General features: G+C 55.1%; 19 protein-coding genes and 3 pseudogenes. 11 read left to right on the top strand and 11 right to left on the bottom strand.

The genetic code is table 11. The features are described 5' to 3' along the window. Positions 1 to 2: 2 nt before the first annotated feature. The 3 genes from HX812_RS25140 to HX812_RS25130 form a co-directional block, all read right to left on the bottom strand. Entirely contained in the window at positions 3 to 1157 is a 1155-nt protein-coding gene (locus HX812_RS25140; RefSeq protein ID WP_050572445.1) for an efflux RND transporter periplasmic adaptor subunit, read from the bottom strand. Between the two features lie 45 nt (positions 1158 to 1202). Next, positions 1203 to 1436, bottom strand: coding sequence for a hypothetical protein (locus HX812_RS25135; protein ID WP_016978941.1), 234 nt, complete (start codon positions 1434 to 1436; stop codon positions 1203 to 1205). 134 nt (positions 1437 to 1570) lie between these two features. Further along, a complete protein-coding gene (locus HX812_RS25130; protein ID WP_016970277.1) occupies positions 1571 to 2011 on the bottom strand; it encodes a carboxymuconolactone decarboxylase family protein in 441 nt (146 codons plus the stop codon). A gap of 107 nt (positions 2012 to 2118) precedes the next feature. Between HX812_RS25130 and HX812_RS25125 the strand changes: the two genes are divergently transcribed. Next, on the top strand, positions 2119 to 3039 hold the full coding sequence (locus HX812_RS25125) for a LysR substrate-binding domain-containing protein (protein WP_016970278.1): 921 nt from the start codon (positions 2119 to 2121) through the stop codon (positions 3037 to 3039). Positions 3040 to 3047: 8 nt separating this feature from the next. Here the strand turns inward: HX812_RS25125 and HX812_RS25120 are convergent, their stop codons facing one another. Continuing rightward, positions 3048 to 4454 carry a PLP-dependent aminotransferase family protein gene (locus tag HX812_RS25120; protein WP_038847185.1) on the bottom strand — a complete coding sequence of 469 codons (1407 nt, stop codon included), beginning with the start codon at positions 4452 to 4454 and terminating at the stop codon, positions 3048 to 3050. A 123-nt stretch (positions 4455 to 4577) separates the two neighbouring features. On the opposite strand from HX812_RS25120, the gene HX812_RS25115 reads away from it, so the two are divergent. The 6 genes and pseudogenes from HX812_RS25115 to tnpB (HX812_RS25090) all read left to right on the top strand — a co-directional run bounded on the left by HX812_RS25115 (position 4578) and on the right by tnpB (HX812_RS25090) (position 8589). Beyond that, positions 4578 to 5009, top strand: coding sequence for a cupin domain-containing protein (locus tag HX812_RS25115; RefSeq protein ID WP_016970280.1), 432 nt, complete (start codon positions 4578 to 4580; stop codon positions 5007 to 5009). A 4-nt stretch (positions 5010 to 5013) separates the two neighbouring features. Continuing rightward, the gene (locus HX812_RS25110; protein WP_016970281.1) at positions 5014 to 5472 is read left to right on the top strand and encodes a carboxymuconolactone decarboxylase family protein; all 459 of its coding nucleotides are present in this window, start codon (positions 5014 to 5016) and stop codon (positions 5470 to 5472) included. Between the two features lie 11 nt (positions 5473 to 5483). Then, complete coding sequence (locus HX812_RS25105; RefSeq protein ID WP_016978940.1) at positions 5484 to 6392, top strand: NAD(P)-dependent oxidoreductase; 909 nt, start codon at positions 5484 to 5486, stop codon at positions 6390 to 6392. 216 nt (positions 6393 to 6608) lie between these two features. Then, a pseudogene (locus tag HX812_RS25100) lies at positions 6609 to 7980 on the top strand (IS3 family transposase). A 40-nt stretch (positions 7981 to 8020) separates the two neighbouring features. Beyond that, the gene (locus tag HX812_RS25095; RefSeq protein ID WP_157787154.1) at positions 8021 to 8380 is read left to right on the top strand and encodes a transposase; all 360 of its coding nucleotides are present in this window, start codon (positions 8021 to 8023) and stop codon (positions 8378 to 8380) included. After that, positions 8377 to 8589, top strand: coding sequence for an IS66 family insertion sequence element accessory protein TnpB (gene tnpB / locus HX812_RS25090; protein ID WP_016978937.1), 213 nt, complete (start codon positions 8377 to 8379; stop codon positions 8587 to 8589). The genes HX812_RS25095 and tnpB (HX812_RS25090) overlap by 4 nt, the downstream gene beginning before the upstream one ends. Before the next feature lie 777 nt (positions 8590 to 9366). On the opposite strand, the gene HX812_RS25085 is transcribed toward tnpB (HX812_RS25090), so the two are convergent. The 6 genes from HX812_RS25085 to HX812_RS25060 form a co-directional block, all read right to left on the bottom strand. Next, the gene (locus HX812_RS25085) at positions 9367 to 10791 is read right to left on the bottom strand and encodes an efflux transporter outer membrane subunit (RefSeq protein ID WP_016978936.1); all 1425 of its coding nucleotides are present in this window, start codon (positions 10789 to 10791) and stop codon (positions 9367 to 9369) included. Then, complete coding sequence (locus tag HX812_RS25080) at positions 10784 to 13963, bottom strand: efflux RND transporter permease subunit (protein ID WP_016978935.1); 3180 nt, start codon at positions 13961 to 13963, stop codon at positions 10784 to 10786. Before HX812_RS25080 ends, HX812_RS25085 begins: the two co-directional genes overlap by 8 nt. Positions 13964 to 13981: 18 nt before the next feature. After that, positions 13982 to 15136 carry an efflux RND transporter periplasmic adaptor subunit gene (locus tag HX812_RS25075; protein ID WP_016978934.1) on the bottom strand — a complete coding sequence of 385 codons (1155 nt, stop codon included), beginning with the start codon at positions 15134 to 15136 and terminating at the stop codon, positions 13982 to 13984. Between the two features lie 37 nt (positions 15137 to 15173). Then, positions 15174 to 15443: a hypothetical protein gene (locus HX812_RS25070; RefSeq protein WP_016978933.1), complete on the bottom strand. Its 270-nt coding sequence runs from the start codon at positions 15441 to 15443 to the stop codon at positions 15174 to 15176. 1130 nt (positions 15444 to 16573) lie between these two features. Continuing rightward, the gene (locus HX812_RS25065; protein WP_157741979.1) at positions 16574 to 16720 is read right to left on the bottom strand and encodes a hypothetical protein; all 147 of its coding nucleotides are present in this window, start codon (positions 16718 to 16720) and stop codon (positions 16574 to 16576) included. 503 nt (positions 16721 to 17223) lie between these two features. Then, positions 17224 to 17514 carry a hypothetical protein gene (locus HX812_RS25060; protein ID WP_235165458.1) on the bottom strand — a complete coding sequence of 97 codons (291 nt, stop codon included), beginning with the start codon at positions 17512 to 17514 and terminating at the stop codon, positions 17224 to 17226. Between HX812_RS25060 and tnpB (HX812_RS25055) the strand changes: the two genes are divergently transcribed. From tnpB (HX812_RS25055) to HX812_RS25045, 4 genes and pseudogenes are all read left to right on the top strand, one after another. Beyond that, the gene (gene tnpB / locus HX812_RS25055; protein WP_016978929.1) at positions 17504 to 17767 is read left to right on the top strand and encodes an IS66 family insertion sequence element accessory protein TnpB; all 264 of its coding nucleotides are present in this window, start codon (positions 17504 to 17506) and stop codon (positions 17765 to 17767) included. The two genes, HX812_RS25060 and tnpB (HX812_RS25055), sit on opposite strands and share 11 nt — an antisense overlap. Positions 17768 to 17926: 159 nt before the next feature. After that, positions 17927 to 18169, top strand: coding sequence for a hypothetical protein (locus tag HX812_RS32180; RefSeq protein ID WP_038847190.1), 243 nt, complete (start codon positions 17927 to 17929; stop codon positions 18167 to 18169). Positions 18170 to 18261: 92 nt separating this feature from the next. After that, positions 18262 to 18705: pseudogene (locus tag HX812_RS32175) on the top strand (transposase); the annotation flags it as partial. A gap of 698 nt (positions 18706 to 19403) precedes the next feature. Continuing rightward, a pseudogene (locus tag HX812_RS25045) lies at positions 19404 to 20508 on the top strand (IS3 family transposase); the annotation flags it as partial. Positions 20509 to 20654: 146 nt separating this feature from the next. Here HX812_RS25045 and HX812_RS25040 read toward each other — a convergent pair. Next, complete coding sequence (locus HX812_RS25040; protein ID WP_025999951.1) at positions 20655 to 20885, bottom strand: hypothetical protein; 231 nt, start codon at positions 20883 to 20885, stop codon at positions 20655 to 20657. Positions 20886 to 21570 lie beyond the last annotated feature (685 nt).

The raw sequence follows: 21570 nt of genomic DNA, 5'->3' as shown, positions 1-21570 counted from the left end.
GTTTATTTCGAGCTTTCGTTGGCACTAGAAATTTTTATGCCGATATTTTCGGGACCAAGTAAATTGGGAGAGACAGGTGTTCCGGTTGCATAAATCTGTTGAAGGCCGGAAACCACCACTCGATCAGTCTTTTCTAGACCGGCGGTGATAACACGCTTATGCCCAACTAGCTTTCCAAGCTCGACATAGCGCTTCTCGGCTTTATTGTCGTCGCTCAATGTATAGACGTATTTCTTATCTTGATCACTCAAGATCGCTCGCTCGGGCACCAACGCCATCTCTTCAGAGCCGCCAACGGAAAGCTCGACTTTGGCGTAAAGGCCAGGTGTCAACATTCTGTCTGGATTTTTCAAAGTCGCTCGGGCTCGGATAGTACCGGTGGCGGAATCAACTTGATTATCGACAAACGTGAGGTCGCCTTCATACGGGTAGTCCTCATCGCTTGTCAGACCAATGCGCACGCTGGTTGTCTGAGACGCTTTAAGCCGCTTCTGGTAACTCAAGAAGCTCTGCTCATCTGGATCAAAATAAACATAGACAGGGTCTTGAGAAACTACAGACGTTAAAACTGACTGGTCGGCGACCGCCAAATTCCCTACTGTCAGCTGTGCTCGGCTCGTGCGCCCGTTAATAGGCGAACGGACCTCGGTGAACTCAAGATCCAAGGTTGCAGTTGTTACTGCGGCTTCAGCAGCATGCACTTCTGCGACGCCTTGCTCATAGGCTGCAAGCTTCTGCTCAGCTTCTTCCGTGGAAATGGCATTAGTTTTGACGAGCTGTTGAGCTCGATGATTCTGCTGCTTCGCAAAAGCGAGGGAGGCGCGGGACTGCTCCAATCGAGCTTGGGCACTGGCCAATGCGGCTCGATATGGTCGCTGGTCAACGATGAAAAGAAGGTCCCCTTTTTTTACTTCGCTTCCTTCTTGGTACGCGACCTTAGTGATATAACCACTGACGTGAGGGAGGATCGAAACCGTCTCCACAGCTCCAACACGGCCATTAAATTTATCCCATGGTTTTACTTGCTGGACGGTTACGCTGACCACATCAACAGCCGGAGAGGCTGCTAGTAGTTTTGATTCAGCTTCTTTATTACAACCACTGATAAGCAGAAAAGTGGCAGCTAAACTAGTAGCTGCGACTGAGGAGGCACGCACGGAGTTTTCCTTTTTTACATCGATAGGGTGATCAAAAATTTAAAATTACTCAGCAGAGCTTCCTTCACGCTGGCTGCTTGCGCTGCTAGCATTCTTGGTCAATTCTTTAGAAACTTTCAGTTCACGCTTTTCGCGATCCGCCCGAACTTTCGCGTGTTGAGCGAAAGTGGCTTTGTTTTGCTCTTTGAAGCGCTCTGCGGCTTCTGCACCGTCTGATGCGTGTGCAAACACTGGCAGCGCCAAGACAATAACAGCGAATGTTTTAGCAATAATTTGCATAATAACTCAATAAAAATTTTGCTCACAGAAGTACGCAAAATCAAAAAAATTATGTTATAGAAAGTGTTTGATAGCTATTGGCAGGAAGGAAAGTTATCGTGAACTACCAAACACCCTAAATTTTGGAGAGGGTATTACTTCGGCTGCATGGCGAAGCCGACGCCGAAACGGTTCCAAGCGTTGATAGCTGCAATCACAAACGTCAACTCTGACAACTCCTGCTCGTTGAAGTGAGCGGCCACCTCATCGTAAATCTCGTCGGGCGCATGCTTTTCCGCGACAAGGGTGAGTGTTTCGGTCCACAGCAGTGCAGCGCGCTCGCGGGCATCGAAGAAAGGAGTCTCTTTCCAGGCACTCACTGCCATCAGGCGGCGTGTGGTTTCACCTGCTTTCGAAGCATCGGCAGTGTGCATATCGATGCAGTAGGCGCAGCTGTTGATCTGCGAAGCGCGAATCCGAACCAATTCTCGCAACGACGCTGGCAGTATAGATTGGGAGACCGCCTTTTCCAGACCCATCATGGCTTTCATTGCCTGAGGGGCAGCTTCATAGTAATTGATACGTTTGTTGCTCATAATATACTCCAGTTATCCGCCACATCGATGGCATAGGGAAAGTTTAGTAAAACCATGATCTCGGATAAACTAGGTAAAATCGTTTTATTTGTACGGATGGACAGACAATGGCGCTAGATCGACTGGCAGCGATGCGAGCGTTCTGCCGCATAATAGAGGTTGGAAGCTTCAGTGGAGCAGCAGACTCCTTGTCCCTTGCCAAGACGACCATTTCGGGTCAGGTGCTGGCCCTGGAAACTCTGCTTGGTGTCAAGCTCTTGCACCGCACCACCCGAAAGGTATCCTCGACACCAGAGGGTGCTGCCTACTACGTAAGAGCGCGAGCGGTGATAGACGATGTAGACGAACTGGAGGCGTCGACATCACAGAGCCGATATGTCGTGAGGGGCCGAGTGCGTGTCGAGATGGCGTCTCCCGTTGGGATCTTCTTCTTAATCCCTGCACTCTCGAATTTCGCTTCAGAGTTTCCCGAGATTCGCCTCGATATAGGCTGTAGCGAACGTGTCGTCGATTTGGTCCAAGAAGGCGTAGACTGCGCCATCCGAGCTGGAATGATTATGGACCAGGATCTCGTATCTCGCGCGATTGGGCAGATGAGATTCTGTTTTTGCGCCTCTCCAACATACTTAGCTGGCGTTGGTCCTATCCAGAGTCCGGCAGAGTTGCCACATCACAAGCACTTGGGCTTCAAGTTTCCGGCGACAGATAAGCGTTTTATCCCAACTCTTACGCGGGGAGACGAAAGCTTCACCCTAGATCACCAACCATCCATGTATTTCAACAATGGCAGCGCAACAGCCGCCGCAGCCGTCGCGGGACTGGGTATCGCATTTCTCCCCACCGCTGAGGCCGTCCCTCACTTCAATACTGGGGCCCTGGTAAGAGTGCTGGCTGACTGGCATATGACTAGCATGCCTATATCGATAGTGTACCCTTACACCCGGCATCTCTCTGCTAGAGTTCGTGCGTTTACCGATTGGGTAACCACGCTTATGGCCAACGACCCATTATGGTCGCTATCGGAATGAACGTGAGCTCAAGTGTGGCGACGAATGAGTTCACTGAGTCGATCGCAAGACACTTTTAAGTGTCGGTTCGAGCTGGTTGTAATGCCGAGCATTAAAGCTGCCTCAGCACGCTCTGGACATGAGTACCAAGGGCTAAGGGCTCCTGGAGACATCCCAAAGATTGATGCCTCCCGAGCGATTTTAAGATCTGGAGACCCTGTTGGCAGTTTCAGTAGCACAGCTAAGCCTGCGGTGGAGATCTCAGCACGTACGTCGCTGTTGGCAATTGTTTTCAGCAGCTCATCTCTTTGGGTGCAGTAAAGCCTTTTGGCCCGACGCAGATGTCGGAGGTAATGGCCTTGGTGGATGAATTTCGCCGTGGCGAGCTGGACGGCGGGTCCTGGTGCTGGGCTAAGACATGTAGCAATTTCACTCAATCTCGGAGCCAAAGTTGGAGGCGCTACCACGAATCCCAAGCGAATCGTTGGGCTCAACGTTTTGCTGAAGGAGCCGATGTGAATGACACGGCCATCGCGGTCCAGCGAAGCGAGCGCAGAAGCGGCTCGGCTCTCCAGCTGCAGCTCGCTTAGGTAGTCATCTTCAATGATCCAACCACCAGATTCTGTTGCCCACCTCAGCAGACTCAGGCGTCTAGCTAAGGAAAGCGTCATACCCAAAGGAGCCTGCTGGCCAGGGGTCAATAGCGCCAATGCGACATCACTTTCGAGCTTCCTCGCCTGTTCGACATCTAGGCCTTCCGAATCTACTGGGATGGCAATGGGCTTAAGACCGGCAAGCTCTAAACCTTTTCGAGAAAATGGGAAACATGGGTCCTCAATCCAGGCGCTACGGCCTCTTAGATCCAGCGCTTGTAATGCCAAACCTAACACCCCGGCAAAGCCGTTGGTAATGATGATCTGAGATGGAAGACACTCGATGCCTCGAGCAATGGCAAGGTATGCCGCGATCACCCGTCGTAATTCGAACTCACCGCGTGGATCCGGGTACAGGGCCGAACCGCGACGCTCTGAGTGCATTGCATGGGACCGAATTTGACTGAACAGCTTCGCAGGTACGGTTTCATGAGCCGGAACACCTAACTGGAAGATGGCCGGACCTGCCGTAAACTCCTTGTAGAGTTCCATGAACCCTGTATCGGGCGGCTGTATAGTTTCCTTCAAAAGAATAGCCGGGCGATCAGAAACCCTCGTTCCAGCACTTCTGGATGCAACCACCAACTGTGCATCCATTAGCATTTCATACGCAGCGCGCACTGTGCCTCGCGACACCCCAAGCTGCGCTGCTAGGTCAACCCAAGAGGGAAGCCGTGCACCTGGAGACAATACTCCTGACTCAATGGCTTTTGTGATTGATCGCTGGATTTGCTCGGTCAGTGGTGTGCGTATGGTTCGGTCGAGCTGAAAATTTAGAGTCATGCGTTCCGTTCCGTTAGACCTGGGAGGTCGGCGTGGTACAAAAAAATAATGCTTTTTTGGGGCTTTTTCATACACCAGCTAGTGTGAATACTGAGCTTCCACCCAGTCCATGAGGACGCAATAATGAAGCATTTCAATCTCACAGTTGCTCTTTTCAGTGGCGTTTTGCTCATAAGCGCGATGTCGGCTCAAGCGCATGGCCAGAGTGAAGTGGTGAAGCCAAACTTTGAGCACGCCATACCGAATATTCCAGGAAAATCGCTGGTCGCAGTTGAGGTTGAATACGCCCCAGGAGCTGCCTCGCCATCCCATGTTCATGCGAAATCCGCTTTCATCTACGCCTACGTAGTGTCGGGGTCGATCGAGTCGCAGGTGAATGACGGACCTAAACAGATCTTTAAAGCAGGCGAAAGCTGGTTTGAAAATCCAGGCTCGCGTCATCCTGTGAGCCGGAACGCAAGCAAGACCGAACCGGCCAAACTACTTGCGGTATTCGTCGTTGACTCCAATGACAAAGCGCTCACAACCCCCGTTAAAAACCAGGGTGAGGAGTAACCTCATGACTAGGCGGCTCGACTACAACCAACTCGCCCCTGCAGGAGTGAAAGCGCTGGGCAGTGTCTACGGCTACGTCATGCAAAGTGGCTTGGATGAGGTACTTGTTGATCTGGTCTATCTGCGCGTTTCGCAAATCAACAACTGCGCTTACTGCTTGGATATGCATACCCGCGACCTGATCAAAAAAAGCGTTAAGGTCGAAAAAATAGCGTTAGTCCAAGCGTGGACTGAGGCAGGTAATCTTTTCGACACCCGTGAGCAAGCAGCTCTAGCGTGGGCTGAGCAGGTCACTAAGGTCGCAGACACGGGGGTTTCTGACTCTGCATATGTTGCAGTAAGGAAAGTGTTTGAGGAGCGTGAGCTGGTGGATCTCACAATCGCTGTCAGCTTGATGAATTCCTACAACAGAATGGCTATTAGCTTCCGGAACATACCGCAAGCCTTGCTGGACCATCACTGAGGATACGAACTATGAAAATCTTGATCGCTGGAGCAACTGGCGCTGTAGGTGTCCCACTGACTCGGCTGCTTTGCGCAGCTGGTCATGAAGTTACTGGCATCACCCGAGCAGGTGCTGGGGTAGATATTCTTCGAGGGATCGGCGCAAAACCCGTCGTCGCTGATGTATTTAACACGGAATCAGTGCGTGACGCTATCCGGGACGCCAAGCCTGACGTAGTCATTGACCAATTGACTCTCCTCCCTGCAGATCCTGCCGAACTCATTAAGTACATGCCGAATGACACTCGGCTGCATCAAATAGGTGGGAAGAATTTGCTCTCTGCAGCTGAAGAGTTTGGGGTTAAGCGTTACATCATGCAATCGCGCGGGTTCTATCTCCAAGCGGCAGAAGGCGAGTTAGCTGCTGAAGACGCCAAGTTGTGCATTGATGCACCTGGCGTCGTTGGAGAAAGTGCAAGAACCTTTCAGGCATATGAAGACGAGATTTTGGCAAGCCAAGCTCTGACCGGGGTAGTGCTGCGGTACGGATTCTTCTACGGACCTGGTACTTGGTACCACCCGACAGGCGCTATTGCAGAGCAAGCGAGGAAGGGTGAGTCGGTGATCATCGGCCGAGGGAACGGTGTGTGGTCATTTGTTCACCTGGATGATGCAATCGAAGCGACCGTGGCAGCGCTACACAGTGAGTGCGGAGTATACAATATCGTCGATGATAACCCACTCCCAGTTAGTGAGTGGCTACCGGCGTTCAGTAAGTGGGTGGGAGCGCCATTACCTGGCTCCATAACAGCAGAACAAGCCTTGCGCACCGTTGGCTCAGAAGCTTTATTCTACAATGAAGCAATTCGTGGTGCCTCAAATTTGCGCGCTAAAGAGCTGCTGGATTTCAAGCCTAGACGTTTGCTGTGGCTCCAGTAACTCCCGAAATTTCATATGTCAAAGCAGTTAATTAATGCAGATAAGTCATGCGATTGATTTCAATCCACACGTTTGTATAAGGTAAATGGTCTATTTAGTACGCTGCCGCGTAAGCGCCCGGCCAACTCACCTTCCTGGCCCCGACGCCAAAGGCGATGGTGTCCACCTAAAAAATGAACTGACCCCCAAAGATTGGACACAACCTTTGGGGGGGTCATGGGTAAATACACAGAGCAAGTAAAACTGGTAGCGGTGCAGGACTATTGTTCCGGTGGCGCGGGTTTGAGGGATGTGGCACACCGTCACAATGTGGATTTTTCATCCCTTCGCCAGTGGGTTGCGGCCTATCAGGTGCATGGCGCTGCCGGGCTGAAACAGAAAAAGCTGCAGCGCTATAGCAACGACTTCAAACTGTCTGTTTTGAAACGTATGCGTAAGGAACAGCTGTCCTATCGGCAGACGGCGGCCTTGTTCGACATCCGCAGGTTCGGCATCATCGGCCTCTGGGAGTGCCGCTATGATGAGGGCGGTTTTGATGCCCTTACCAAGCAGCCTAATAGAGCCGGACGTCCGAAAAAAATGCCAACCACCATTCCTCCTGTTCAACCCGACTCACCCGATGATGAGTCGCGCTCACGCGATGATCTGCTTGCCGAGGTAAAGCAGTTGCGGATGGAAAACGACTACCTAAAAAAGCTCGATGCCTTGGTTCAGGAGAAGAAACGAGTAGCGCAGCAGAAAAAGCGCGAATCGTAATTGGACTGAGGCCGCGGCACTCTCTCGAAAGCCTGCTGAAGTTCGCCGGTTTGGCACGCAGCACCTTTTACTATCAGCAAAAGGCGCTGCAAGCGGCTGATAAGCACGCTGAGCTGAAAGACAAGATTCGTTCGACGTTCGATGAGCATAAGGGCCGGTATGGCTACCGCCGGATAACGGCTGCGGTACGAAGCGCTGGTCATCTCGTCAATCACAAGACGGTTCAGCGACTGATGGCGCAGCTTCAACTAAAGAGCTTGGTGCGCGTGAAGAAATACCGAGCCTACAAGGGTGAGGTAGGCAAGGCAGCGCCAAATCTTTTGAAGCGTGAGTTCGAAGCTCCGTCACCCAATCAAAAGTGGGTAACCGACGTTACAGAGTTCAAAGTTGGAGGCCAGAAGCTTTATCTGTCGCCCGTTTTGGATCTGTACAACGGCGAAATCATTTCCTATGAGGTTGCCAGAAGGCCGCTGTTCGATATGGTCGGGAAGATGCTCAAAGGTGCATTCAAGCGACTTCAGCCGCGTGAAAAACCGGTTTTGCACTCAGACCAGGGCTGGCAGTATCGAATGCCCATTTACCTGCGGGCTCTCAAAAAAAGCTCCGTGACGCCGAGCATGTCGCGCAAGGGTAACTGCTACGACAATGCGGCCATGGAGAGTTTTTTCGGCACACTGAAGTCAGAATTTTTTATCTGAATAAATTTAACGACCTTGATGAGCTTCACGCTGGCATCGACGAGTACATCCAGTATTACAATCACTCGCGTATCAGACTGAAGCTAAACGGCCTGAGTCCTGTTGAATACAGAACTCAGGCCGCTCAGGCATAGATGGGTAAACGTCCAGCTTTGTGGGGTCAGTTCAAAATACGTGGACACCATCGCCCTTAATTCAAGGAACACCACGCGTCAGCGCACCCCTTATCCCAGACCCTTCAAGGCCCAATTTGTCCAGGAATGCCTGGGCCCCGATGTATCCATTGCCAGCGTGGCACTGCGGCACGGCATCAACTCTAATCTGGTTCGCAAGTGGATACCTATCTATCGTGACCAGCAGGCTTGCGCCTTGCCTGCATTTGTATCGTTGAAACTTGAGACCGCTGCGGCGACGCCTGCTCGGCAGGATGTAGCCCGCATCGATATTTCCTCCGGGCAGCGAACATTCACTGTGAACTGGCCGACCTCCGACCCGGACGGCTGCGCCCGCTTCATCAGCAGCCTCTCCCGATGATCCGCATCGACGCCATCTGGCTCGCCACCGAACCCATGGACATGCGCGCCGGTACGGACACAGCCCTTGCCCGCGTGGTCGCCGTATTCGGGGCTGCGAAGCCACACTGCGTTTATCTGTTCGCCAATCGCCGCGCCAATCGGATGAAGGTACTTGTGCACGACGGCGTGGGTACCCGACTGATTGTCCGGTTTCAATGGTTTGACTGACTGCTTTTGTGTTGAATTCTGGCACGAGTTAGGTGCAGGCCGAGCAGGCTATTGCGCATCACCTGATTCTCTCTGACCAGTGCCTTGGGCGATAGTTAACTGGCCTGAAGGCCTGGGTGTTGGGATAGCCGCAGTTGCCGTACATGACAGCGAACTGCAGGTTGGAGAGAGCCGCGCAGCGGCTTGACACTGCTGACGAATGCCTGTCCCAGTCAGGCAGCCAGGTATCCGATCCTGGGACATTGCGGGCAGATTCGGGCACCGGCTCGTCCCAGAACGCCACCAGCTTTGATTTAAACACTTTGAGTATGGCGTCGCCGTAGTGATTGATCGTCGTGGCCAGGGCGCTGAGGTCCACCGCTGGCAGGGGTGTGTCCCGCAACGTTCCCTGCACGCGTCTGATCAGCCTTGAGCAGGATGAGTTGCGAGCTTCGGGAAAACGATGCAACTGAAGATCGGACAGGTGGGTCTAGCGTTAGCCTTGCAGCGTATCCGGTTTTCTCGGCCAGAGGCTTTTAGTGGGCGTGTTCTGGCCCTTGAGCAGCAATGCGGCTGCTTGGATGTCGCGCGCCGCAGTACCAGTTCCTGTGACACCTACACGATGGGTGGGGCGCGGCGAACAGGAATCCGGCCTGTATTTGCTTAGTGCTGAAGGGGGCCCAAGGGGGCTGGCAGGGTGCTCATAAGGCCACGATCCTGGTTCGAGGAAAGTGGCCAGTGGGCTATAACGGCAGCTGCTGCGTTCGGTAGTTGGGTATCGCACGCAGAGCCGGTGGGTCAGTGCTGGCTTGGCAGGTACTGCGGCCAGCCGCCGGCTAGGGCGACGAACAGGTCCACGGCGCTGGAAGTGCTGCGAGCCTGGCTATCGGCTTGCGAGAGCTGGGCGTCGTACATCGAACGCTGTACATCCAGCAACTCGAACAACTCGATGGCACCGGCTTGGTAGCGGGCGTTGGAGAGAGTCGCGGCGGTTTTCCAATCGTTCGCCGCGCTTAGGCGCCGGGCATTTTCCTCCTTGTTTCTGGCAAACCGCGCCTGGGCATTGTCGACATCCTCCAGCGCCCCCAGCACGGTCTTCTGGTAGCTGGCCAGTTGGGCGGCGGCCTCTGCATCGGCGGCGGCGATACGGCTCCTGACCCGGCCGACATCGAGGAACGACCAGTCGATGCCCAGCAACGCTAGGTTCGATTCGCTGCCAGCGGCATATAGGCCACCACCGTGGAACGCGTAAGTGCCTAGGGCCGCCCCAAGGCTGACGCGGGGGAAAAGGTCGGCGGTGGCCACGCCGACCCGCGCGGTGGCGGCGTGCAACCGGTGCTCGGCGGCGGCGACATCCGGTCGGCGCCGGATGATCTCAGCAGGGGTGCCGGGCTCGATATCCTCCGGGATCGCTGGCATGTCGCTGTCTTGCTGCAACTGCGCATCCGGCGCTGTCGGTGTCAGCCCGGCAAGTACCGCCAGGCGGTGGCGATCCACCGCAATCCGCGCCTGCAACTGCGGGATGCGCGACAGCGTGGTCTCCAGTTGTGCCTGGGTCCGGGACAGGTCGTAGGTCGAGCTGCGCCCGGCATCCAGCCGGCCCTGCACGATAGCCAGCGTCTGCCGCTGGCTGTCGGCATTGGCCCTAGAGAGTCTGAGCATTTTCTGCGCGGCCCGTAGGTCGATATAGCTGTTGGCCACGTCGCTGACCACAGTGACCTGCATGGCTTGCAGTTCGTTGGCCCGGGCCGCGACCTCGGAGCGTTGTGATTCCACCGAGCGGCGTACCCGCCCTAGCAGGTCCAGTTCCCAGGTTAGCGAACTTTTGTTGCCATAGAGATCATGGCTGCGGGCCGCGTCATTGGCCTCGTCTTTGCTGACTCGCTGATGACCGGCCTGGGCCGTCATGGTGACCGTGGGAATCTCGTCGAATCGGACCTCGCGCAGCAACGCATTGGCCGCATCGTAGTGGGCCAGGGCCGTGCGCAGGTCGGGGTTGGCCGCTAGTGCGGCCTTTACCAACCCCGAGAGCTGCGGGTCGGCAAAGCGCTGCCAGAATGCATCGTCGGCTGCGGTGGTCGGTGCCTGCACTTTAGTCGAATTGTCCTCGTGGGCAAAGGCATTGGGTAGCTCCGGAAGCTTGGGCCGGTGAAAGTTGGGTCCCACCGTGCAGCTCTGCAGCAGGACCAGCAGCAGCGGCAGGACGCTATGCTTCTTAGCCATGGCTCGGTTCCTCCTCGGGATATGGCGTCAGGTTGGAAGGATGGTCGGGCAGGGTGGCGCCAAGCTTGCGCAGCACCACGTAGAATACCGGCGTCAGGAACAGGCCGAATAGTGTCACCCCGAGCATGCCGCAGAACACCGTGACACCGGTGACATGGCGTACCTCGCTGCCGGCACCGCTGCTGACCAGCAGGGGGACGGCGCCGGCGATGAAGGCCACCGAGGTCATTACGATCGGTCGCAGGCGCAGGTTACAGGCCTGCAGCGCTGCGGCAACGGTGTTCTGACCCTGCATCTCCAGTTCGCGGGCGAACTCGACGATCAGGATGGCGTTCTTGCAGGCTAAGCCCATTAGCACCAACAGACCCACCTGTACGAAGACGTTGTTGTCACCGCCCACCAGCCAGACGCCGCTGAGAGCCGCGAACATACAGACCGGTACGATCAGGATCACCGCGAGCGGTAACGTCCAGCTCTCATAGAGAGCAGCCAATACCAAGAAGGCCAGCAGCACCGCAATTGGGAAAACGATCACTGCTGTGTTGCGCTGGTTCACCTGCTGGTAGCTCAGGTCGGTCCACTCCAGTTCAATGCCTTTGGGCAGCGTAAGCGCGGCGATCTCCTGCAGCTTCTCGATGACTTCACCGGAGGACAATACGTGGGGGTCGGCGTCACCGATCAGGTCCGCTGCGGGAAAGCCGTTGTAACGCATCACTGGATCGGGGCCAAATGTTGGTACGATATCGACAACGGCGCTGATCGGTACCATCTCCCCGTGCACATTGCGCACCCGCAAGTTACCGATGTCGGCTGGGGTCTGGCGGAAGCGGCTGTCAGCTTGTGCCACTACCCGATACACGCGACCGAGTATGTTGAAGTCGTTGACGTAGACCGAGCCCAGATAGGTTTGCAGGGTCTCGAAGATTGCGGTCAACTCCACCCCCTGAGCCTGCGCCTTGGTGCGGTCCAGCTTTACTTCAAGTTGCGGAATGTTCGACTGATAGGAACTAACTGGAAAGGTCATTCCCGGCGTCCTGCTCACCTCTGCTTGGAATGCCTCCAGTGCTTTCTGTAGGGCCGCATAACCAAGTCCGCCGCGGTCTATCAGAAACAACGAATAGCCCGAGCCGTTGCCGAGGCCCTCGATCGGTGGCGGCAACAGTGCATAGGCACTGCCGTCCTTGATCTGAGCGAACTTTCGGTTGAGTTCGGCATTGATGTCCTCCGCAGTACGCTTACGCTCCGAGAACGGCTTGAGCAATATATAGGAAGACACTAGGTTGGGCGTTGTGGTGCTTTGTATCGCATTCATGCCAACGCTGGATTTGGTAAAGTCTACCCCATCGACGGTCGAGGCTATTTCCGCCATTTCACGGGCGACCGCTTCAGAGCGGGCCAGCGAAGCCCCTGGAGGGAGCGTGGCGCCAGCGAATAGGTAAAGCTTGTCCTGGTTCGGGATGAAGCCGCTGGGGATTGCGTTGAACAGCGCACCGGTTGCGAGCAGCAATACAGCATAGATCGCGAACACCAGTCCGCGCCGTGGCAGGATTCGAGCAATGCAGCCCTCATAGCGGTGCGAACTGCGGTTGAAGAAACGGTTGAACGGGTGCAGCAGCCAGCCCAGGGCAACGTTCATCCAGCGCGTCAGGCGGTCCGGTGGTACGTCATGGCCACGTAGCAGCTTGGCTGCGAGTGCCGGCGACAAGGTCAACGAATTGATCGTAGAGATCACCGTCGAAATTGCGATGGTCACGGCGAACTGCTTGTAAAACTGACCGGTGACACCGCTCATGAACGCCATCGGAACGAACACCGCACACAACACCAGCCCGATGGCTAGGATCGGTCCCGAAACTTCGCGCATAGCCTGGTGGGCCGCCTTTAGTGGCTTGAAGCCCAATTCAATGTTACGTTCGACGTTCTCTACTACCACGATGGCATCGTCAACTACGATGCCGACCGCCAGCACCAACCCGAACAGCGTCAGCGTGTTGATCGAATATCCCAGCAGATAAAGGAACGCGAATGTACCTACGATCGACACCGGTACCGCAATTAGTGGGATTATCGATGCCCGCCAGGTCTGCAGGAACAGTACCACCACCAGCACGATCAGCATCATTGCTTCGAGCAGGGTATGCTGCACGGAGTTGATCGACTCGCGCACAAACACCGTGGGGTCCCAGACGCTCTTGTACTGCACACCTTCGGGAAAGTCCTTGGACAGGCTATCGAGTTTGGTGTACACCGCACTGGCCACTTCGAGGGCATTGGCACCTGGGGTGAGGAAGATGCCTACCGCTACTTCCTGTTCCTTGCCGCGGAACACGCGCATCGTGTAATCGCCCGAATCCAGCTGCACTCGTGCCACATCCGAGAGCCGGGTAACCTGGCCGTCGCTGCCGGTCTTGATTATGACGTCGCCGAATTCCTTCTCGGTCTTGAGGCGTCCCTGGACGTTGATGGAAATCAGGAATTCGTTATCCTGCGGCGATGGTTCAGCGCCCAGCTGACCGGCAGAAACCTGCACATTCTGCTGGCGGACCGCGTTAATTGCGTCCTGCGCAGTGAGGTCGCGCGCGGCCAGTTTGTTCGGATCCAGCCAGATGCGCATTGCATAGTCGCCGCCACCAAAGAGCATCACATCGCCGATGCCGGGGATGCGCGACAGTTCGTCCCTGACATTTAGGCGCAGGTAGTTGCGTAGGTATAATTCATCATACTTGTCGCTGTTCGAGAACAAGTCGATGTACATCAGTGGCGTCGGCGACTGTTTTTGGGTAGTGACACCATACTGGCGCACTGACTCGGGCAGGCGCGACAGTGCCTGGCTGACGCGGTTCTGCACCCGCACCGCGGCGGTATCCGGATCGACCTTGGCATTGAAGGTGGCGACCACCTGCAGGGTGCCGTTGGAGCTGGAGACGGACTTCATGTAGATCATGTCTTCTACGCCGGTGATCGCCTCTTCGAGGGGCACGGCGACCGAGTCGGCAATTTCCTTGGGATTGGCACCAGGGTAGGTGGCCTTCACTACCACGGTGGCGGGCACCACTTCGGGGTATTCACCCACCGGCAACAGCGGAATTGCCACCAAGCCCGCGGCAAAAATGATGATCGACAGGACTATCGCGAAGATCGGCCTGTCGATGAAAAACTTGGAAAAGTCCATGGCTGGAACCCTTGACTGTTACTTAGCGCTTGGCGCGAAGCTGGGAATGTTGAGTTCGCTTTTGTCTGCTGGCATGACATGGGGTATGACGGTCGTGCCGCTGGCATGGATGTTCTGCAGGCCGGAGACGATTACGCTGTCGTCGGGTTCTAGGTCAGCTGTGATGACGCGTTGCCGGTCGATCAGATTTCCGGTTTTGACATAACGTTTTTCCGCCGTGTTGTCCCTGCCTAAGACGTAAACATAATGCTTGTCCTGGTCGGTCAGGATCGCACGGTCGGGGATTAGCATGGCCACTGCAGGCTCACCAACGGACAGTTGCACCCTGGCGTACAGGCCCGGAATTAGTAGGCGATCGGCATTGTTTACTGTCGCGCGGGCATGTACCGTACCAGTGCTCGCATTGACCTGGTTGTCGATAAAGCTCAGCTCGCCTTGGTACGGGAAGTCTTCGCTGTTGGCCAGGCCAATCCTCACTGAGGCCTTTCCAGAGTTTTTCAGCGCCTGCTGATAGTTGAGGTAACTGTGTTCGTCAGGGTCGAAATCGACATGTACCGGATTTTGCGACACCAATGATGTCAGTACCGACTGATTTGCTACGGCCAAGTTGCCAAGGGTCAACTGGGCTCGGCTGGTGCGGCCATCGATGGGAGCGCGCACCTCGGTGAACTGCAGGTTCAGCGTGGCATTGGCCACCGCCGCCTCGGCGGCGTGCACCTCCGCCAGACCTAGCTCGTGGGCGGTATGCTTCTGCTCAGCTTCTTCTCGGGATACCGCATTGCTCTTGAGCAGTTGTTGGGCCCGTCCGTCCTGCTGGTCGGCGAAGGCCAGCGCGGCGCGGGCCCGTTCTAGTTGGGCTCGGGCGCTGTCCAGCGCGGAGCGGTAGGGACGCTGGTCGATCACGAATAGCAGGTCGCCCTTTTTCACCTCGCTACCCTCGCGGTAGCCCACTTGAGTTATATAACCATCCACCCGTGGCAGGATGGCCACGGTTTCCACGGCGCTAACCCGACCATTGAAGCTGTCCCAGGTCATGACCTTCTGCAGGCTGACGTGTTTGGCCTCGACGACTGGGGCACTGTTGGTGGTGGGCGGGTTGGGTTTTTGGTTGCAAGCACTGAGCAACAGCGCGGTGGTGATGATTACGGGAATGCTGGCTGAATTGACGCGCACAGGATCATCCTAACTCATAGTGTATGGAATAATAGTGTTAGTGGCTGGGAAGTCTGTCGTTGAATGGATTTATGCCGGGGGCCTGTTTCTTTTCCTTTTCCTGTTTGCTGACTTCCTGTTTGCTGACTTCCTGTTTACTAACATCTTGTTGTTGAGCTGGTTGTTGCTGGGTGTCTTCAAGTTGCCTGGCGAACATCGCCCGGGTTCTTTCGTGAAAGCGTTCCAAGGCTTCGGCGCCATCGGAAGCGTGGGCGAAGATAGGGAATGTGCAAATAAGCACAGCAGCCAACTTAGGAATTGTATTCATCGGTCTTCTCAAATGACGCGCACAGTGAGGCGCTAAATTGAATTCAGTTCGCAGCGAAGTTCGGTTTATTCAGGTGTACAGGTAAGGTAAGAGGGTTAGGGTCTCCTGGATAATGGCGCCTCGCCAGGCGGCGAGGTGGGTAATAGTAGGCGTCTGTTCGGTTATACCTATAGCAAATTTCTGACAAAACTCGCTGACCAATCGGCGCCACTTTGGCTTAAAAAAATCCCGCGATTAGCTATCTGCGTTTTGCCTGCCGGCACTTAAGCTAATGCCCTACAGTCCATTCGTGGCCACTCTGGTACGAGCTCCCGTGGGCGACTCTGCGTGTGCTGTGGCGCACTTTAGGAAAAAACCGCCACTGGATAAACCCCGCCGGCCCGTTTTATTCTTACGGAAATTCGTACAGTGGAATTTGACCGATTGGAGGCGATGCCGGGGTTCTATCGGATCATCGAAGTGGACTTGACCCCACATTCCGGACATCGGCACTCTATTAAATTGATGCCTCAGCCATGCCCCACTCCGGCGCTGATTGATCATGAAGGTTGTCCGGGGACAGCGTGCTTTTGGTAGTGAACTGTTGAACACTAGCGGTCGCCACCCATGGTGCGATACGTATCGTGTGGGCCCAATGCCCACTGCAGTAAATGCTTGATGTAGATGATGGTTCGAACGATCGGTAGCTTCATGACGCTGTACTCATGGCCGGATGCACTGGGTTCTGGTTGTCCCGCCGGCGTCGAAGGTTTTCTCTTCGCTCATCTACTACCTTGAGGCGTCAGGTGCTGTCACTGATCACCTCGCCTGGCCGAGTCAGGTAGATATGAATCAATCGCGTGCTTCCGGTGGGGGTAATAGACAGGAAGGGGCCTGCGCCTCGGTGTTCGAGACCGACCAGCTGAAGGCTGAGGGTCTTGCAGGATGGGCGGGGCTTTTATCGGTGCGAGTTTCGATTTATAGGGAGGGGCTTTGAGGGCGGTTGGGATCGCTTGAGCCTGAGGTATGCTCATTTTCTGCAGTTTGCCGTCAAGCGACTCAAGGTTGGCTTCCACTACCAAGAGATCGCCAGCAGTTTCGAATGAACGAATGACGTAAGTTGCAGCTTCTTGGGCCTGCGTTGTCCTGCTTTACACAGCGTCGATGCGGCTCGATAGCGCTTGCTGGCTGCCATACGCCATGTCGAGTCCATCGTCGATCGTACTCACGCTGCTCTGGAGGGCGTCGATGGACACTTTCTCTGAGGGTCCATCCAGGGTGCGAGACAGAGTCGGCAACTGGTACTCGGAGCGCGATGATAGCGCGCAGAATGAGCGGCCCCGCAGCAATGGGCGGATATCACGGATCGGTCATTTTATGGGGGGGGCACGAGATCGAGTAAACCCTCGCGCAACTATGATTCTGTTTCAGCAGGAAATACGTAGCCGTCCGACCAAGTCCTCTACCCAGCCGCAAAAAGCAAAGACATGGTGTAGCGGACGATATGGGGCTTGCGGGATATGTTACTGGGAATGAATGGAGAAGGTTTATCCTGCAATCGAGTACTGTCTTATCAGCCCGCTGTCACTGCCTGGACATGACTAGCGCAGTCAAAGCGGAGCCCCCACGATCTATTGGGATGAGAACGGTAAATAGAGGTATCCGTCCGACCAAAACATCTTCCTGACACAACCGCCGAAAGCCTTGGTGTCCACTTAAGTGGACATTATATTTGATCCATCAAGCGAATTTTTTATGCGCCCTCAACGCCGTACCTACAGCAAATCTTTCAAAGCCCAGGTCATTGGAAGTGCTCCGAATCCAGGCCTCCACCGCAAACATCGTCTTGAGCTACAGCCTCAATGCCAACGTCGTCCACAAATGGATTCGGTTGTAGAATCAAAAAGCCTTGGCTCTTCAGCCTACGTTCATCCCGCTGCATCCTCAGATGCTTGATGCTGGAACGCGTGCTCAGCCGTCCGGTATCAGTTTTCCAATCCTGCACCGCGCACTCCCATAAAGATGAATTGGCCAGTGGAAAAAGCTGCCACCTGCACGAATTTTCTTCGAGAGCTGTTGCGATGATTCGCATCGGTATCACCTGGCTCACCACCGAGCCGATGGACATGCATGCAGGCACCGGCGCCGTCAGTGCCCGAGTGATTTCAGTGTTCGGTGCGGCGCAACCGCACTATGCTTATCTGTTCGCCAATTGCCGCGCTAACCGCATGAAAGACCTGGTGCGCAACGGATTGGGCATCGGGTTGGCGGCACGGCGGCTCCACCTGGGCAAACTCGCTTGGTCTGGTATGCCTCACGGTTCACAAATGGAGCTGAGCACCTGACAGCTGCACGCTTTGATACTGGGTCTGCCAAGGCAGAGAGTTGGCCTCGGAAACGCAATTTCCATCCTCTAAGCTGAACCATGCCCTGTCCGGTTGCGTAATTGTCTGATCAGGCTATCGTTGTGTTTACGCTGATCTGGCAAGATCGGCTGCATAACTTTGATCCCCTACCTCTACCAACTGAACCCCGAACAATTGCGTGCATTTGCGGAGCATTTGCTGCAACGCGTCTCGGGGCTCGACGAGCAGTTCGAAACGATGGGCAAGACCTCCCAGGTCATGGACAAGAAGAGCGATCACGACAAAACGGTGATCGAAAAATTCAGCCACGAGATCGCCCAGCTCAAGCACTCCAAGTTCTCCAAACGTAAGGAGCAAATGAGCCCGGAACAGGTTGGTTGACTCAGACGATCTGATCGATACCGATTTCGCTGCCATTGAGGCGGAACTGGAGTCGCTGCAAGTTGCGTTACATGCAGCCGCTGTAATAGAGCGAGGAGGAAATCAAGGGTCTGGAGTCGGACATATGCCGCCGAATACTGCAAGAAAAGGCAGTTCCGGTGATGGGTGTGTTGTGTGCCTTGATGGTTGCCCTGCGCGATACCGTTCACAACGGTTCGACCAATGGCAAAGCCTTGGATAACAGCTTGAAACGCTGGATGGCGCTATGGCGCTACCGCGATGACCGGGCCGTGCCCATTGATAATAATTGGTGTAAGAACCAGGTACTGCCTTGGGCGCCGGGGCGTAAGGCCTGGCTCTTTGCAGGGTCGCTACGCAGCGGCAAACGCGGCGATGCGATCATAAGTTTGATTCAATCGGTGCGGAGCAGTGGGCATGATCCCGATGCCTACCTGAAGGATGTACCGACACGCCCGCCTACGCAGCGGACAGGTGAGATTGCAGCGCTGCCGCCGCAAAGGTGGCTTCCGGCTTAATCCTGCAAGACGGTTTGCTCGTGCATTTACTAATAGAGCTCAAAAAAAAGCCCGCGGGAACGGGCAAAAGGGATGCTTCCAAAGGAGATTGCATTACAGCCATCCAATGTTAAGGCATTGTTAAGTATAGCGATTATTATCTAGTGACACCCAACAAGCTAGGACCGCCAGTCTAGAGTTCGGCTTGACCATTACAAAGGGATGCCGTGCGGTGAGTATTCAGGGGAGCCTGACCTATTCATTGATGAAGCTTAGATCACCTGGCCACAAGCGCCTTTGGCGAATTTCAGACAAAGAAATGCCCGCGATGGGAGGAGCGGTCTTAAAGGGGGGGGGGGCTCGGAACTCAGATAACGATATTCGCTTCGATGTGAAAGATTTGTGAGATTACTACCGCTATATTTCCTAAGGTATCAGTCAGCAACTTCGGGCTAGCCCCCTTTTTGAAACGCGAGACTCCAGGCTCTCGCAAAGCGGCGGATTCTGACCATCGACGCGCTTCGCGATGGCTATCAGCGTTTGACGATATGTTGAGCTTCGCGTGAACACAAGCCACTTCTCGGCTAACGACATGTGACAAGTAGGTCATGCTGGCTTAAATGCTCAGGAGAGCGATAATTTTGACGAGGCTGGTTGTAGCGGTCTACTAACCCCGGACACCCATTTAGGCAAGAATGCTCGCCACAGAGAGGTTTCCGATGACCAAGCAGCACCGTACCTTTACCCCTGAGTTCAAGCGCGAAGCTGCCTGCTTGGTGCTCGATCAAGGTTACAGCCATGCCGAGGCGGCCCGTTCGCTCGGTTTGGTCGAGTCGGCACTGCGCCGATGGGGTAATTAGCTTCAGCAGGAGCGCGGCGGCGTTACGCCGGCCAGCAAAGCGTTGACGCCAGAGCAGCAAAAAATTTAAGAGTTGGAAGCCTGGATCACGCGCCTTGAACGCGAGAAATCGATACTAAAAAAGGCTACCGCGCTCTTGATGTCGGAAGATCTCGAGCGTACGCGCTGATCCGCCAGCTCAGCGATCATGAGCCCGTTAATTAAGGCGAACTCCGGACGTTGAGCGACTGCGGTTGCCCAGTCGAGTGAATGAGTTGTTCACGAGAAGTCGAAGTGCGTCCGGCAGCCGTACCATCATGGCAATGATGCAAGAAGAGGGTAAGCAAATCGGGCGGTTCAAGGTACGCAGCCTGATGCGTGAGCTGGCGTTGATCAGCAAGCAGCCAGGATCACATGCATACAAAATGGCCACAGCGGAGCGGCCAGATATTCCGAATACCTTGAACCGAGCGATTGATGTCGAAGCGCCAAATCAGGTCTGGTGTGGAGACATCACTTACGTCTGGGCACAGGGCAAATGGCACTATCTGGCAGTTGTCTTGGATCTCTATGCACGCAGAGTGGTTGACTGGGCCTTATCAGAAAAGCCGGATGGAGGCCTGGTGGTCAAAGCGCTGGATGTCGCTTACGAACAACGTGGAAAGCCTCAGGGGCTAATGTTCCACTCCGATCAGGGATCGCAATATGGCAGCCGCCAGTTCCGCCAGAGACTGTGGCGCTACCGCATTCGCCAGGGCATGAGCCGCCGAGGCAACTGCTGGGAAAATGCACCGATGGAGCGCGTATTTCGCAGCTTGAAATCAGTGTGGATACCGACCACGGGCTACCTGACCGGGCAGCAAGCTCAACGAGACATTGGCCAATACCTGATGAGCCACTAAAACTGGATCCGACTTCATCATTTCAACGATGGACTGGCTCCGGCGAAAGCTGAAGAAAAACTCAAAACTGTGTCCGGGATGGATTGGCCACTACAGTGGCTCAAAAAAATCCCGGTTGATAAAAAGGAGCATTCAGCTGGGCAATAGAGCGTCGCACTCTTGGCGTACAAGGTGTTGTCGCGGACTTTTCTTGCGACCGCGCTGCTTTTAGGAGAGGGCTCGGGCTTGACTCAGGGAGTGTCCAGAAGCGCCAACAGATCGACGGGAATTTCTCCGGATTCTTGAAGGTTGCCTGGTTCGGCTTTCCTGTAAACATGCAGCGCCGCGTCATTGATGGCATGGCTCATCCATTGCAGACTGCCCAGCCAATCGCTGTACTTCCCTGTGAAAATCGCCGTTGAAACATCAATTTTGAATTGAATGACGTCTCGCCAATCGTTCGTGGCATGATCAAAAAGCATGGCTCCGCAAGCGCCATGTCGACGTTCACAAAGCCTGCCTCAGGCTTACGACGTGTGAAAGTAGGGTGATCCTTGGGCCGTGGCCCGCTCAATCCCCCTCCGGCTTTCCGAAATCAATCTGCTGGTAGGCGCCATGTTGACGCGGGCGCGATCATGCGTTCAGGCGAGGTGGTGAAAACCCCTGCTTCCAGTCGTTATTGTTCTGTCCAGTCGGCATGGCAATAGATCAAAGAAGGGGGGGGCGGCCGATGGGTGGCTCTCGGACAGCGGCCTGGTCGTAGGCCGTCGACGCCCTAAAGGTTCATTCTGTGTGGCGTGCCGTCTTACTCGAAAGGCAAGCCTGCGATTGAAATACCGTGGGACCCTCAGTCCCATGAGTGCCCGGGGTTTTCATATATTGAGCTGCGTACCCATTGGATGTTTAACGCAGCTGAAGGGAAGGTTACTGTTCCGGTGGGCAGCCGGTTTATCGCGGCGAGCCACTTCTGTGCGCTGGCCGGATTGGGCAGAATGCTTCAACCCGTGGAGCTTATGCGCAAATCATAGCAGCAAAGTGAACTGATCGCGTTGCCGCCCGACTACCCGCCGCCGAGTCGGCCCTTGCATTTACTCTTCACACCCGACCGCAGATTGACACCTAAAATCAGTGGTTTTTTCGACTTCGCGACGCGACCTTTGACGTGAT

Source organism: Pseudomonas sp. IPO3749 (assembly GCF_013386605.1).
Lineage (GTDB): Bacteria > Pseudomonadota > Gammaproteobacteria > Pseudomonadales > Pseudomonadaceae > Aquipseudomonas > Aquipseudomonas azotoformans_A.
This window is presented reverse-complemented; position numbering and strand designations above follow the sequence as displayed.